Source organism: Pedobacter sp. GR22-6, from assembly GCF_037402555.1.
GTDB lineage: Bacteria > Bacteroidota > Bacteroidia > Sphingobacteriales > Sphingobacteriaceae > Pedobacter.
Genome location: NZ_JBBEUC010000001.1, coordinates 879,847 through 893,757, shown reverse-complemented (window position 1 = coordinate 893,757; position 13,911 = coordinate 879,847). Strand labels below are relative to the sequence as shown.

14 protein-coding genes are annotated in these 13,911 nt (G+C 46.3%); 2 read left to right on the top strand and 12 right to left on the bottom strand.

Translation table 11 applies throughout. The annotated features are described in order from the left end of the window. Window positions 1-463: 463 nt before the first annotated feature. The 5 genes from WAE59_RS04070 to WAE59_RS04050 all read right to left on the bottom strand — a co-directional run bounded on the left by WAE59_RS04070 (window position 464) and on the right by WAE59_RS04050 (window position 5,264). Entirely contained in the window at window positions 464-1,351 is an 888-nt protein-coding gene (locus tag WAE59_RS04070) for a M12 family metallopeptidase (protein WP_337854658.1), read from the bottom strand. A 291-nt stretch (window positions 1,352-1,642) separates the two neighbouring features. Then, window positions 1,643-2,779: an alpha/beta hydrolase gene (locus WAE59_RS04065; RefSeq protein ID WP_337854657.1), complete on the bottom strand. Its 1,137-nt coding sequence runs from the start codon at window positions 2,777-2,779 to the stop codon at window positions 1,643-1,645. A gap of 272 nt (window positions 2,780-3,051) precedes the next feature. Then, window positions 3,052-3,408 carry a hypothetical protein gene (locus WAE59_RS04060; RefSeq protein WP_337854656.1) on the bottom strand — a complete coding sequence of 119 codons (357 nt, stop codon included), beginning with the start codon at window positions 3,406-3,408 and terminating at the stop codon, window positions 3,052-3,054. 74 nt (window positions 3,409-3,482) lie between these two features. Then, on the bottom strand, window positions 3,483-4,490 hold the full coding sequence (locus WAE59_RS04055; RefSeq protein WP_337854655.1) for an SDR family oxidoreductase: 1,008 nt from the start codon (window positions 4,488-4,490) through the stop codon (window positions 3,483-3,485). A 231-nt stretch (window positions 4,491-4,721) separates the two neighbouring features. Further along, window positions 4,722-5,264 (bottom strand): NAD(P)H-dependent oxidoreductase, encoded by a 543-nt coding sequence (locus tag WAE59_RS04050; RefSeq protein ID WP_337854654.1) that lies wholly within the window; start codon window positions 5,262-5,264, stop codon window positions 4,722-4,724. Between the two features lie 472 nt (window positions 5,265-5,736). Here WAE59_RS04050 and WAE59_RS04045 point away from each other — a divergent pair, with 472 nt between their 5' ends. Then, window positions 5,737-5,871 carry a hypothetical protein gene (locus tag WAE59_RS04045; protein ID WP_337854653.1) on the top strand — a complete coding sequence of 45 codons (135 nt, stop codon included), beginning with the start codon at window positions 5,737-5,739 and terminating at the stop codon, window positions 5,869-5,871. 132 nt (window positions 5,872-6,003) lie between these two features. Here the strand turns inward: WAE59_RS04045 and WAE59_RS04040 are convergent, their stop codons facing one another. The 7 genes from WAE59_RS04040 to WAE59_RS04010 all read right to left on the bottom strand — a co-directional run bounded on the left by WAE59_RS04040 (window position 6,004) and on the right by WAE59_RS04010 (window position 12,910). Beyond that, the gene (locus WAE59_RS04040; RefSeq protein WP_337854652.1) at window positions 6,004-8,508 is read right to left on the bottom strand and encodes an ATP-binding protein; all 2,505 of its coding nucleotides are present in this window, start codon (window positions 8,506-8,508) and stop codon (window positions 6,004-6,006) included. Window positions 8,509-8,517: 9 nt separating this feature from the next. Further along, window positions 8,518-8,901: a response regulator transcription factor gene (locus WAE59_RS04035; protein WP_337854651.1), complete on the bottom strand. Its 384-nt coding sequence runs from the start codon at window positions 8,899-8,901 to the stop codon at window positions 8,518-8,520. 392 nt (window positions 8,902-9,293) lie between these two features. Continuing rightward, window positions 9,294-9,581, bottom strand: a complete 288-nt coding sequence (locus tag WAE59_RS04030) for a hypothetical protein (RefSeq protein ID WP_337854650.1) — start codon at window positions 9,579-9,581, stop codon at window positions 9,294-9,296. A gap of 221 nt (window positions 9,582-9,802) precedes the next feature. After that, the gene (locus WAE59_RS04025) at window positions 9,803-10,405 is read right to left on the bottom strand and encodes a DUF4136 domain-containing protein (protein ID WP_337854649.1); all 603 of its coding nucleotides are present in this window, start codon (window positions 10,403-10,405) and stop codon (window positions 9,803-9,805) included. 491 nt (window positions 10,406-10,896) lie between these two features. Beyond that, entirely contained in the window at window positions 10,897-11,457 is a 561-nt protein-coding gene (locus WAE59_RS04020) for a DinB family protein (protein WP_337854648.1), read from the bottom strand. A 55-nt stretch (window positions 11,458-11,512) separates the two neighbouring features. Next, window positions 11,513-12,097, bottom strand: a complete 585-nt coding sequence (locus WAE59_RS04015; protein ID WP_337854647.1) for a Crp/Fnr family transcriptional regulator — start codon at window positions 12,095-12,097, stop codon at window positions 11,513-11,515. Between the two features lie 228 nt (window positions 12,098-12,325). Then, window positions 12,326-12,910, bottom strand: coding sequence for a DUF4142 domain-containing protein (locus WAE59_RS04010; RefSeq protein ID WP_337854646.1), 585 nt, complete (start codon window positions 12,908-12,910; stop codon window positions 12,326-12,328). Window positions 12,911-13,128: 218 nt separating this feature from the next. Between WAE59_RS04010 and WAE59_RS04005 the strand changes: the two genes are divergently transcribed. After that, a complete protein-coding gene (locus WAE59_RS04005; protein ID WP_337854645.1) occupies window positions 13,129-13,887 on the top strand; it encodes an SDR family oxidoreductase in 759 nt (252 codons plus the stop codon). The last annotated feature ends 24 nt before the right edge of the window (window positions 13,888-13,911 follow it).

The window sequence follows — 13,911 nt, the reverse complement described above, 5'->3', positions numbered from 1 at the left end:
CCAAAACCCGATAATACAACCCAAACCTAATTAGATATCATAAGACCCAGATCGCGAGTCATGATGACTATATTTTGTTTTCATGATTTAAACTTCGCGGCTTTTCCCCACTTAGAATATTGGGCTAAATGAAAAATGTTTTTCGAACCGTTGAATTAGGCTTTTCATTATTTAGGGTTCCGAAGAATCGCCAGTAAAATCCTGCCGCAATGGGGTGACTAGGGTGTTAGAAATGACAACCCTTGCGCCAATCCAACTTCGCTATGAATCCATTCCGATTATGGAAGTGGTAGATTCGGCAGCTGTATCAGCTCTTTCAAGTATGAATGACCATTAAAAGCTAAAAAGCGGATGAAAGTCTATCCGCTTTTTATATAAACGCTCTTGAGGCAAATTAAGGCAAAGCAATTAGGCACCTCAAATAAAATTCGGTGCCAGTATTATTCTGAAGTTTTCAGCGATATTATTTTGGATAAATTCTGCGGATAAAAGTTTTGTCTTTAGAAGACAAGGTCAGATTTACCCCAACTGACTGGCCATCTGTGGTCAATGCGGCATCAACCGGGTAATGCATGATCGATAACGGATCATATCTGGTATTGCGAACGTCTCGGGGCTTGTAGGCGTTCAACACCTGTTCGTTGACTTGTTTTCTAGTCCAGTTGTTTGGTGGTCCCATGTAGTAGTCATAGACTTTGGGTTTATCCCAGTTGATGGTGTTGACCGGGCTCAAATGTTCATGCGCTAGCCCAATGGCATGTCCAAATTCATGAATTGTTGTTCGCATCAATTCAGCCTCATCCGTTTGTCTGTTGAACCATCCGAAATTCATGGTCTGCTTGCCTTTACGATAGCGGTCTGCATCCTTTCCAAAATATGACCATGAACCTTTGTCTCCGTTAATTTTAAACCCGACGCGTATATCAGATTCCGCTTTCTTTTTGGTGACCACAAAGTGCAGGTTCGCATGGTTGGCCCACTTACGTGCATAAGTCATCACTTTTCCTCTCAGGTATTCACTTCCATTCATAAAAAAAACCTTCAGGGTTTTGCCATTAGCCCATTTGGTGCCTTTAAGCAATACCGCCCGCTGATTAACTTCGTCGCTTTCATCTAAGATAATTGGGTCGCTGTCGGTAAATTTATAAACGCAAACCCGGGGTACCCTTGCATCGGTCTTGAAATCAGTTTCATTCTCTTCATCTGTTTTGGTAGCGGCCATTTCCGCATCTGTCAAAGCAACAGCAGCGCTGTCTTCAAAGGCGTTGGTTTCGCTTTGGATCTCCTGATCCTTTTCGCAGCTGAGCAACATGGTAGCCAGCAGCAAAATCGTCAAGTACTTCTTGTACATCTTCATGGTTTTAAGGCATGTGTGATCAATAGGATTAATTCAGGGGCCATGAGTAATCAATCTTCTGGCTTCCTGACTTTTAACAATCCTGCATAGAAATGGTTTCAAGACTGGAGCTAAAGTCATATCCAGAGACAATTCATTTTCATCGCCTAATCTTGATCCCGACATAACGATTCCCTGCCGGAAAATAAAAATGCTCCTGGAAAAGGGGCATTATCGCAGCTCGGGGCAGCCAGACAACGCGACGCGAAGTCAAGCCCCCGGTGCCTTTCACCAGAGGCTTAATAATTATTTTAACGCGGATTTGAGCTGTCCTGCGCCATAGGAGAGCGCCTCTTTGGCCTGTGGAACAATTGCGCCCATTCCAAAAAATTCATGGGTCACCCCATCATAATTTTTATCGTCCACTTTAACCCCAGCTGCACGGAGTTTATCTGCCAGTAACATACCGTCACTCTGCAGCGGGTCGATCTCCGCAGTAATGATGGTCACCGGTGGAAGTCCTTTCAGGTTGGCAGCCACCAGGTTGATCCGCGGATCCTTAGCTTCGGACATGCTGTTTAAATAGTTTTTCACAAACCACATCATCATCGGTTTATCCAGAGGTTTAGCCTTGGCATTAGCCTGATAGGATTTGGTGTTCATGTCAGATCCTGCAACAGGGTAGACCGCCAGAATAGCCGTAGGAATCATCAGTTTATTGTCTCTTGCTTTGATTGCAGTATTGATCGCCAGGTTTCCTCCTGCACTTTCTCCTGCAAGTGCTACACGCTTAGGATCTCCCTTAAAGGAAGCTGCATTTTTCAGCACCCACTCATAAGCCGCATAGGCGTCATTATGCGCTACCGGGAATTTATGTTCAGGTGCCAGGCGGTAAGCAACCGAAACTACTATCGATCCGGTCTGATCAGACAGTGCTTTCGCTGAAGCATCGTACACATCCAGGTTAGCAATCACAAAACCTCCTCCGTGATAATAAACAATCACCGGAAAGGTACTTGCTCCTGTCTTCGGTGTGTACATGCGCAGATGTATATTACCTCCAGAAACCGGAATGTCTTTTCCCATGGTGTCCACATTCATTACCGGCGCTGGAATGTTGTTTTCCTTCATCAGATCCATCACCGCATCAGTAGGTGTATGGTTTTTTCTGGCCTGTACTGCGGTCAGCTCCGGAATGGGTTTGTCACCATAACTTGCCAGCTTCTCCATCACCGCCTGCATCTCAGGTTTAATACCCGGTGCCCAGGCAGGAGCAGGTTCCTTAGGTTTGATTTGTTTTACAGCAGCGACGCTGTCGTTGGTCATGGTGTCAGTTGCCGACATCGTGCTGTCAGCGGAATCCGAACCGGTTTTACCGGACTGGCAGGCCTCCAGACTGAACAGTCCTGCAATGGCCATAGCAATAAATAATTTAGTTTTCATAATTGGTAGATGATAGTTTTTCAGCTACCCTAACACACCTAAATTTTGGTTGTTTTCAAAGTAAATCAAATAAAACCAAGGGTTGTAAGGTTTTCAAAGTATCTGTGTTTTAATTCATCGAATTTTCCTCTGAATTAAAAAAAGTCAAGTACCCCGTTTGATCAGCGGTTAGACAAAATGATGAGAAAAAAATTTTTATGGAATTAACAAACACAGCCCCGCCTCAACTGGAGATTTATCCTTGATGAAAAATTTTCTTAAACCTGCTCTTGCTAGCTTTTCTGGTTCCAGTTGGTGAGCAGTACTGTCGCGCCGGCAACGCAGGTAAAAGCGATATTGAAGATCAATTCTTTTCTAGATTTCCTAAATGCCGGCAATAAACTTTGCAGGGCAAACTGTGCAATGTTAAACGGATCAATTTTTCCATGAGTCTTGAAAGGAATAAGCTTCTTTATAGCCAGAGGCTGCCTGGTCATGGCAATATAGGGCAAAGGTACCAACGCCTCGGTATTGTAGATCTTTTTCACCTTTTTATTCATTCCCAACACTCTGGGTAAAATCAGCAGGCTACCTGCCAGGGCATAATCGATCAGCGCATGTGCTTTCGGAGAAATTGGTTTTGTATCCATAGGTTTATGCTGTTTATATTCATTCCCTGCGCACAGCGTGCGGCAGGGAATGAACTTTCATGAGATGAAATGACTTAAGGTTGTCCTCCCCCGCCCATAGCGCCGTATACCTGGCCATTGGCATAGCTGGCGTCGCTTGCAGCCAGCTGGACATAGATAGAGGCAAGCTCCACAGGCTGTCCCGGTCTTCCCAGTGGCGTGTCCCCCCCAAAGCCTTTCAGCTTTTCCATCGTTGCACCACCACTTACCTGCAGAGGTGTCCAGATTGGACCAGGTGCGACGCCATTGACACGGATACCCTTTGGCCCGAGCTGTTTTGCCAGCGAACGTACAAAGCTTGTATTGGCAGCTTTAGTCTGGGCATAATCAAACAGTTCTGCAGAAGGATCGTTTGCCTGCTCAGAAGTGGTCGAAATGATGGATGAACCAGGCTTAAGATGTGGCAGGGCAGCTTTTGTCAGCCAGAAAGGGGCGTATATATTGGTTTTCATGGTCCAGTCAAACTGCTCATTACTGATGTCCAAAATAGATTTATGCGTTTGCTGCCTGGCGGCGTTGTTCACCAGGATGTCCAATCCCCCAAGCTGCTTAACGGCTTCCTCCACCAGTTTTCTGCAAAACGCTTCGTCTCGCAGATCCCCCGGAATGGCTACAGCTTTACGTCCGGCTTTTTTGATCAGATCGATGACCTCTTTTGCATCTGCCTCTTCATCGGGAAGGTAGTTGATCGCCACGTCTGCACCCTCCCGGGCATAGGCAATGGCAGCAGCCCTGCCCATTCCGGAATCACCACCAGTGATGAGTGCTTTGCGACCTGCAAGGCGGCCCGAACCTTTATAGCTCGTCTCCCCGTGATCAGGTCTGGGTTCCATTTTCCCCGCCAGACCCGGCCAGGGCTGTGACTGCTCCTTAAAAGGAGGTCTGGGATATTTTGTCGTTGGATCTTCCAGTGAAAGTTGTAATGCAGACCCACCGGTCGTATTACCTGTGCTGCCAAACACCGGCGATGCCGCAAGTGCTGCAATGCCCATGCCCAGACCACCGATCGCCTTTCGGCGGTTCATCTTATTATCTTCATTCATGATCGTAATTTTAAAGGTTTATATTATCCTTCACAACAGCCTTTTGCTGTTCATATGGTAACTGTACCTAAACGAACATCCTGCGAAAAAAAAAGTTTTTTGATTTTGGTCTGGGAATATTATCTGCTGCGTACACATTCAGCAATGATTTTGAAGAAGGCTTTAATCAATTGCGGCCAAAACTGATCATTTTTAAGACGATAAAGCAGCTTTGTATGCCGTCAGTGATAATTAAGTTCCCAATAAATCCAGATAATCCCGGTATTCAACGGCGCTTTGTTCAATCCGCCCGGCGGTTCCCTGAAATTCCAGGCCGTAAAGAATAAAGGGCGGACGGTAATCTGCCCGTACGTATTCTACAGTCAACTGGAAAGGTGCCAATAACTGGTTCATGGTGTATTTGTATCTACCCTCGGGCTGATATCCCTCTTCCGAAATTCCCGCACTCACAGCAAATGAGATTTTCTTACCCATGAGTTTGAAATTGCCCTGCTCACCGAAAGCCCAGCCTTCAGTCAACACCTCATCAAGCCACGTTTTGAACAGGGGCGGACAATTGAACCAGAAAATAGGAAATTGAAAGACGATCGTATCATGGGATTCCAAAAGCCGCTGCTCCCTTTCTACATCGATCCGGGCATCCGGATAGACTGCATGCAGGTTATGGACAACATATTTATCAGGAAATTTTCCCAGCTCCGCGATCCAGCGCTTATGAACCTTGGAATTTTCCAGATCCGGATGGGTAACGACAATCAATATTTTTGCAGACATGATTAATAAACCAAATTAACATCAAAAAAGTTATCCCGTTTAGCTCTTTTGTAATCAGAGACTGCAGCTGTGCTTTCCTAAGTCCGGGAGCTCAGCGGGATTCGGTCGAATCATGGAGGCATCAGACTACAACTTCCAAAAACCAAACCTTCCAATAACAACAACTTCAACTTGAATATTCCGGCCTATTATGAAATCCCGAAAGTCCTGAGTGATATCTTTAAAAAAATGCCTGCTAGTTCTTAAGAACCGCCCAACCAAACATCAACCACGAACAGTGACCCAAATTCCTGCTCCTTTTTTAATTCTGAGTCGCAGGGGCAATATCGATTTTCATTCCAACCCGCCTGCTAGCATATTTCCTTATTCATATGGTGGAATTCGTATGAACTCGTTCGTATGAAAAAGCATTGTATTTGACTTAAAAACTTTTTCTAAACCAGGATTGTTATCTCTTACCTAACAAATTGATATGAACAGTTTCACAAACGCGCATTCCGCACAGCTGATCGACTTTTCTGAACACACGCAGCTCACGTATTGGTCTCAAAAACTTGACACAAAACCAGAATCTTTAAAAAACGGCGGCCCGGGCTTGCTGCAGTAACGCAGTGGAACAAATTGCCGACTATCTGAAAAGCAAAAGCAGGCAGAAATAGCCATTAAAGAAATGAAAGTCGGCATCAAGTCACTTTGATTGACTCCCGGGCATTTCATGATTACCGGGCGTCAACCACGGTCAGTGTCTTTTAGGAAGGGTAAACCAGAACGTGCTGCCCCTTCCCAACTCGCTTTCCACTCCGATTTGGCCACCATGCCGCTTAATAATTTCCGAACTGATGTACAGTCCCAGACCAAGCCCTGAATACTGAGCACCACTGTAGTCCGCACGGTAGTACCTTTCAAACAGGTGCGCCATCTTATCAGCAGGCACGCCGGGACCGCTGTCCCTGACGGATATTTTGACCTCATTTTCTAAATCTTCAATGATCAGATAAATCTCTTTGCTGCCCGGAGCATATTTCGCGGCATTGTTCACAAAGTTCACCACAACCTGATCTATTCGCGCTTCATCCGCTTCGATTTCCAGCTCAGGCGGTCCCTGAATGATCAACTCATGTTTGTCCCCCATGCGAATATGCGCACAACAAGCATCCAGCATGGCCCAGATCCTAAAAGTTTTATAGTTCAAATGAAGCTGCCCTTCGTTCGTTCGGGTCGTGTTCAGCAGATCGTCCAGCAGATTGGTAATTTTTTCTACACTCACGCTGGCCTGGTCAACCAGACGTGGCACGCGTGGATTGTCTAGATTGTCGCGGTACCGGGTCAACAGTTGAATGGAACCTTTCAGCGAAGTGATCGGAGTTTTTAGTTCGTGGCTGGCAATGCTCAGAAAATCGTCTTTACGCTGTTCCTCCAGTTTCCGCTGGGTGATGTCCTGTACGGTGCCTGTAAAATTTGGGGAATTACTGATCTCGTTTTTCCCATACACTTTTCCGGTCGCCCTTACCCACCTGATCACCCCGTCCCTGAAACCCTTAATCGGGTATTCCATTTCATAACTGCTTCCATTCATGATGGCCTCATCGACTGCCCTGATGACCTCCTCCCTGTATTCTTCCAGGATCTGATCGGTTGCCGCAGTATAAGGCATATCTTCATCTGTATAGAAGCCAAAAATCTGTTTCAGCCTTGCGGATGGAACGAACTCCCCCGTCAGCACATCCATGTTCCAGGTGCCCAGTTCGGAGGATTCAATGGCCAGGCGAAGCTGCGACTCAGCTTCCTCGATCTGCATTCTGGACCGTACCTTATCGGTCACATCCAGCACAGTGGCCAGTACACCAATACGGTTGCCGTTGATATCTGTTAAAGCCTGGTAGTAATAATCCACATAAAAAGGCTTATCCTTACCCGTGATTTTATCTTTGAAAATGACCTGGCCTTCCCGGTTGATCACCTGCTCTCCGGTTTCCAGGACTTTTTTCCAGAGTCCAGGAAAGGGCTGATTGACCAGCTCTGGAAAGATCTCCAGCATCGGCCTGCCCAATACCTCTTCTTTGGTACGGTCCCAAAATCTCAACAGCGCCTCATTGGTCGTGGCAACGATCTGATTTGGTCCCATTAAGACCACAATCGGGGCCGGAAGTTCACTGAGGATCTTATCCAGGCGCCCTTCACTTGCCCGCAGATCCCTGTTGACGGCAAGCAGGCGTTCCTGAGATTCACTGAGCTCTTCATTGATCACCGTCAGCTCCTCATTGAGCTGCTGAACCCGGTGCCTGGCGGCTACCTGCTCAGAAACCACACTGGCAGTCAGCATGATGCCCTGTGTTTCACCATCCTCATTCTTCAAAGGCTGGTAGACAAAATTAGAATATACTTCTTCCAGTTTTCCATTCTGTTCCAGCATTGCCTTGACCTCATATCCGTAAAAAGGCTCCCCGGAGGTGTATACCTGGTCTAAAATCCCCAAAAACTCCTGGCCAACCAATTCAGGGACGGCAACATGAAGCGGCTTGCCAACAATATCTGCTGACTTGCCCCAGGCCTCCAGTACTTTTTTATTGACCGATTCGATAATGAGTTCCCTTCCCTGGAAAACGGCAATCGCAATTGGTGCATCCGACAATAGATAACGAAGCCTGCTCTCCGACTGTTTCAAAGCTGCAGTCCGTTTTTCCACCCGGGCTTCCAGTTCAGCATTCAGGGAATTGAGATTCTCCTGCACGGTCTGAAGTTCCTCATTGGTGGCAAACAAATCCTCGTTGGAGGCAGCCAGCTCCTCATTCAATGCCTGCTCCCGCAGAAGGAGTGCTTCCTTTTCCCTTGCTTTTTCCAGGGCTTCCTCGTTATAAACCTTTTCGGTCACATCTTTGGCTGTATGCATGATCGCGTACACCTCATCCTTTTCATCTTTGATGGCCAGGTAGGCATAATCAAAATAATACAGCTGGAGTTTTCCGTCCACAAATAATTCCGCAGGAATGGCCTCACCCACATTATCGATCCCAGTATTCCATACCTCTTGCAACATCTCTACAAAGGGCTGGTCAGAAATTTCCGGCAAGGCTCCAGACAGCGTCTTTCCGACCACCTCAGGGCCCCTGCCCCAGGCTGCCAGCATTGCAGAATTCGCGAATTCAATCAGGATCTCCCCTCCGGTATAGACCGCTAACGGGTTTTCAGACCGGCATAAGATCTCCAAAAGTTTTTTTTCACTAAGTCGGTTCAGGCTACCCATACAAGCGTGTTATGCGGTTTGGGCTTGATTGTTTCTATTCACGAGCTGATTGATCCTGCCTGCCAGGTCGTTGATATCAAAAGGTTTGGCAATGAAATCGTCCGCGGTTGAGCGCTCCCGCATTTTAGCGATCTGCGTATTGGCCGTCATTACGATAACGGGAATATCACTGGTGTCAGGTGAATTCTTAATGGAATCACAGACTTCCAGCCCGTTGCCGTCGGGAAGCATCACATCCAGCAGGCAGAGCGCAGGTTCAAGCATCCTGAAACTGCTGATAAATTGGGAGACCGTTCCAAAACCATACACTTCATAATTCTCATCTTCCAGGATGATACGAACGATATCGAGGATTTCCTCATTGTCCTCGAGGACACAAATGCGTTTTTTCATTTAACTGTTTGTCTATTTGGCCGGCTGAGAGGACCCAGCGCTGAAATAACGAAACATAAACCAGCCTCCTTTGTTTTGGAAATTTAAAATTGCAGGGTTAGCTGACCCAGGTCAGGAAGTGCGACAATTTCATCTTCATCCGCTTACGCTATGCTCCGGTCTGGGGGTTGCTGCGAACAGTTTAAGTTTTGTACATCTCCCGAATTGTCAAGGCACAAAAAAGGGAGAACACACATCCCTTTGTTCCCCCCTCTCCTCTTAATCAACACCCTCTGTGTACCATAGGGCTATAGGCTATTGTTATCGAATCCCGATACAAAAAGAAATTCGGGTACCATTACCTGAATGGAAGACAAAACCTGCTTTGCTAATGCGCTAATTCCGCATCATGCTTATAAATCCTGCCCGGGTTTTACTGAAGCTGCTCCCCCGGAATCCTGATCTGCATCTGAGCCTTCCACTTCTTCTTGCATGTTATCCTCTTCTGTCAGCCCGGAATCCCTGTCAGCGTCTGAGCCATCCATCTGCTCCTCCAGCGTGTCGTCATCAATGACCTCCGGATCGTCCTGCTCATCGCCCTCCTCATCGCTAAAGCCGCTCTGGGGCTCAACATTCTTTTTCACCTGGGCATCCTCATCCTGCCTGATCTGATCTTCGTTACCATTACCGTTGCTGTTCATCGCTTTGAATTTATTTGGGCTGCATTGCCCACTATCAATAAGCGTCGGAACCCGCATTTGTTCTCTTTATTTTGCCAAGCACTTAAAAACAGGTAGTTAAACCGGTCTAACACATTAAATACGCGGGCCTCGCAGAAATACGCAATCAAAGAAAAAAAAGGCAGGCCCCTTCCGGGAAACCCGCCCTTAAAAAATTAATTAATTATGGTGTGTTGGTTAGATTAACGTGCAGCCAGGGCCTGTCCCGGAAGTTTCTTAAAAATATTCTCCACCACCTTTGGCAATTCATTCAGCGCCTTTTCAGGGTTGGTAATTTCACCTTCCGCCCAGCCCCTCCAGATTACTTTTGAAGTTTTCCGGTCAATCAGGTCCAGCATGACGCTGCCTTCCTTCACCCGAACATTTCTCATTTCACTGCCGACATAAACCGGAAGCGGGTTCCAATAAGAATAATACAGAAAAGACCTGCCCCGGTAGTAACCCAGTCTCGGACTGAACCGTGCCGGCGCATTATAATACACGGGTTCATTCACTTTTTTCACCTCCGTATTGACCACCGCTGTGTAACGTACCAATAGATCCGGTTTTTTATTGTCCAGCACCAAGCCACGGCTTTCGAGTTGTTTAGCCGTAGCTTCAACAATCCTGTCGGTAGCGATGTCATTGTCATAAATCTTAGATGCTTTGGATTTTCCCTCCGGAATCCAGGCATAGCTCTGGTACCCGCTCAGCGGTTTGTTGCTAACCGAATAATAGTTGTAGGAAGAGCAGGAAGAAAGCATTGCACTTAATCCTGCAATCATTAATATTACTTGCTTTTTCATTTGTGTATGTGTTTTATGTTAGGTAACATTCACTGCATAGCGCTCCCTTTTGTTTAGTAAACGAAGAAATAAGTTAGACAGATTTAGGGTGCAGCCAGGTTTACAATTGATTGACCTTAACTCAACAAACCTCTCTGAAGGTTAATATTTTGTCGAACTTTTTGGTGTAAAATCATTCGCAAAAATAAGCCGGTCGTCTCAACTTTGATCTGTTCCTGATATACCTGACCTGCTTATCGTAGCTATACACCGTTAGAATCATATATCCCTTGGGATAGAGCGTAAAGATACTTTTCAAACGGGCCGGCTGCTGTTCCGGCATTGGCCCGGATGGCTGATTTTTCGTACAGGTGCTCAATAAAACGCCTAAGCTAAAGATGAATAACTTGGAAATAATAAATAACGAAGGGCTGCATGCATCTATGAAAGGGAATTCGGTTTAGCTCAGACTTGAGGATTGACCATGTCAATACACGCAAATTATTTAAATTTTAATTCGAGGCTAGATTCCTGTTGCCCTGGCGAATGTGGCGCTCGTTGTGCAGGACAAGAAAGCTGAGTGTATCACTCAAACGCAGACTGATCCAAGGATGAATTGAGGATTGAATGCGGATGCAGTTGATGTTTTTTGTCGCTAATTTTTCCAGCAGGCTTTTCAGCTCACGGCTGTGCCGGATGAATTCTTCAATTACCTCAATGTTATCCAGCTTGCGTGCCGGATGATGTTTTTTCATCGCTTTGTACCTCTTTGGTCCCCTGTCCGGATCAATCATTTTACAGAGGTATTTACCCAGCCAGCCACTTTTAACCATACCGATATGCTGATCCGGATTTTCAGCAGCCGGCGCAATGCGGGGCAAGTAATGCTGGTAATAACTGTTGAGGTGATCCAGGCATTGGACAATATTCCAACCTTGAGTCACTGATGGCTTTTCCAGCGCTGCCGTAGGCAGCTGCCGATACACTCGCTCTGCTTGTTCCAACTGTTTTTCCAGGCCCTGGTATAGTTCATTGAAATAGACAGCGACATCCGATATTTGATTAGCATTCATGGAACGCAAATTGCCAATTTGCCCGGAATATCATGTTGGTATTTTCCATGATTTTTCAGATGTGCTGGTTGTTAAGGAACTTGCTGAAGTTGCTTGCATCAATACCCAGGTAATTGGCGAGGTATTTATGGGGCACCTGATTCAGCAACTGCGGACTTCTTTGAAACAGAGCCTGAAATTTTTCCTGAGCGCTAAAACATTGAAGCTGCGCCATGCGCGTCAATAAACCGGCAAAGGCCCTGGTTAACGATTTCAATACAAATTCCTGGATTGCAGGATGGCTTTTCTGAAGCTCCAATAAAGCTGAAAATGGGCAGCGTAGAAAACGGGAGGTGGTTAAGGTCTCGTAATAGTAGCTTGAAGGCTCCTGCTGGAGCATCGCATCCAGAACACCACCAAAAGAGGGAGCGTAAGTAAAGACCAGCGTCGCTTCACGACCTTCTGCATCCAGATAAAAAACCCGTTGAGCACCCTCCAGCACGAAATAAAGGTAACGTTCCGTTTGGCCCCTCACCGTAAGCATCTCTTTCCTCTTTGCCTGATAAGGCTCCCAAATTGCCGCGAAACCCAGCCAGTCCTTTTCCGAAAGAGGCTGCACCAGTCCAATATAATGTTTAAGTTGCTCAAAACCCTGATCCATCAGTTCAAATAGACGAAATTAGCTGCACATTAGCAAGAATCGACACAACGGCTTTCCAGGTCCCCTGAACCTTATGCAGCCAGTAAGCTCGCAAAAATGCGACCAGTAGCAATAAGATAAATCTTACGTGTACTGGCCTTCATTTTTACCACAATGGGAAAGTTCATCGTACCGATGAAAAGTTGACTTCTTCTGTCAACATCATTATTGGTGTTTGATTTCGGAAGTTTATTTCAATTGAGCCTGGATGGCATTGATCATCTCCAAATGATGCTTTACCACCGGCGCAGTTTTAGCCGCAAAGCCTTTCAACTCAGCATCTCCCAGGTTTTTGCTGCCTTCTTCCATCAGCGCCAATGTTTTCTGATGACCTTCTACCATTGCAGCCGTGTAGGCTTTGTCAAAGTCAGCGCCCGATTTAGATTTGAGCTCCTCATACTTTGCCTGGTGCATGGCATCCATCGCAGTTGGTAACATAATGCTTTTAGCGGCAGCGATGGTCTTTAGTTCTTCATTTGCTTTGCTGTGATCTTTGACCATCATCGAAGCAAATTCTTTTACTTTGGCATGGCTTCCTTTCTCCATAGCCAATTTGCCAAATTCTACTTCTGCCATGCCACCGATGGCCGCTTTATTCGTAAAAGCAGTGTCAGGGCTTTGCGTGCTTACCTGAGCCGGATCGTCTGAGATCATCGTGTCAGTAGCCATAGCGGAGGTATCTGCGGATTCCTCTGCATTTTTTGAACTGTTACTGCAACTCTGGAAGCCGATTACAGCTCCCGAGATTGCGATTGCATAAAGTAATTTTTTCATAGGTTTTTGTTTTTCTGGTATCATCAACCATCTGCAAAGAGATTTGTTTTCGATGATCAAAATTTCGATAACTTGCTGCTTATGCGGTAAATACGCAAAATCCTGGCGAAATACCCGAACAGCTATGTTGTCAAGCTTTTCAAGCCAGGAACAACAAACAGTTCCTGGCTTCAGCTGTTTTATCATTCAGTTTATTTTGCTTTAAAAATCATCTACCTATGGAAAACTTAAAGGAATATTTACCGGAAACCATTCAAGGAAAAAATGTGCTAATTACAGGGGGAACCACCGGGATTGGAAGGGCAATTGCAATCCTGCTTGCTGCCCAGGGGGCGAGGGTTGCTATCTTCGGGCGCCATGAAGCGGAATTAGCAGACGCCCTGGAAGCGATCAACGCGCTCGGGCCTGCACAGCGCCCTTTCGGATTTATAGCCGACGTGGCCACGGAAGAAGGGATCCGGAATATCTTTGAACAGACAGATGCCTACCTGGATCGCCTTGATATTTTAGTCAACAACGCAGCGCTGGCTTTTGACAGTGTAACTTCCGGTTCATATAAAGACTGGAAATATGTAACGGACACCAACTTGCTAGGATATATGGCCTGTGTCCACGAAGCAGTGAAACGCATGAAGCCTAATCGGAATGGCCACATTATAAACATTGGTTCGATCAGTGCGGATGAACGCGGTAAGGACAGCTCGGTTTATGTTGCCACAAAGGCAGGGATTCAGGGCTTTTCTGAAGCCTTACGAAAGGAAGTCAATGAGTTAGGCATTAAAGTTTCGCTGATTGAGCCCGGACTGGTAGGTTCGGACATGATCGAAGTGTCCCCGGAAGATCAACCGGCGGAAATCGAAGCCTTAAAAATGCTCAAAGCGGAAGACATTGCAATGAGCGTACTCTATTGCCTTTGCCAGCCGAAACGAAGCGATATCATCTACCTTCAGATTCGACCGCACTTGCAGATTCTTTAGTCATCAGCCACTGGAGCTGAGTAC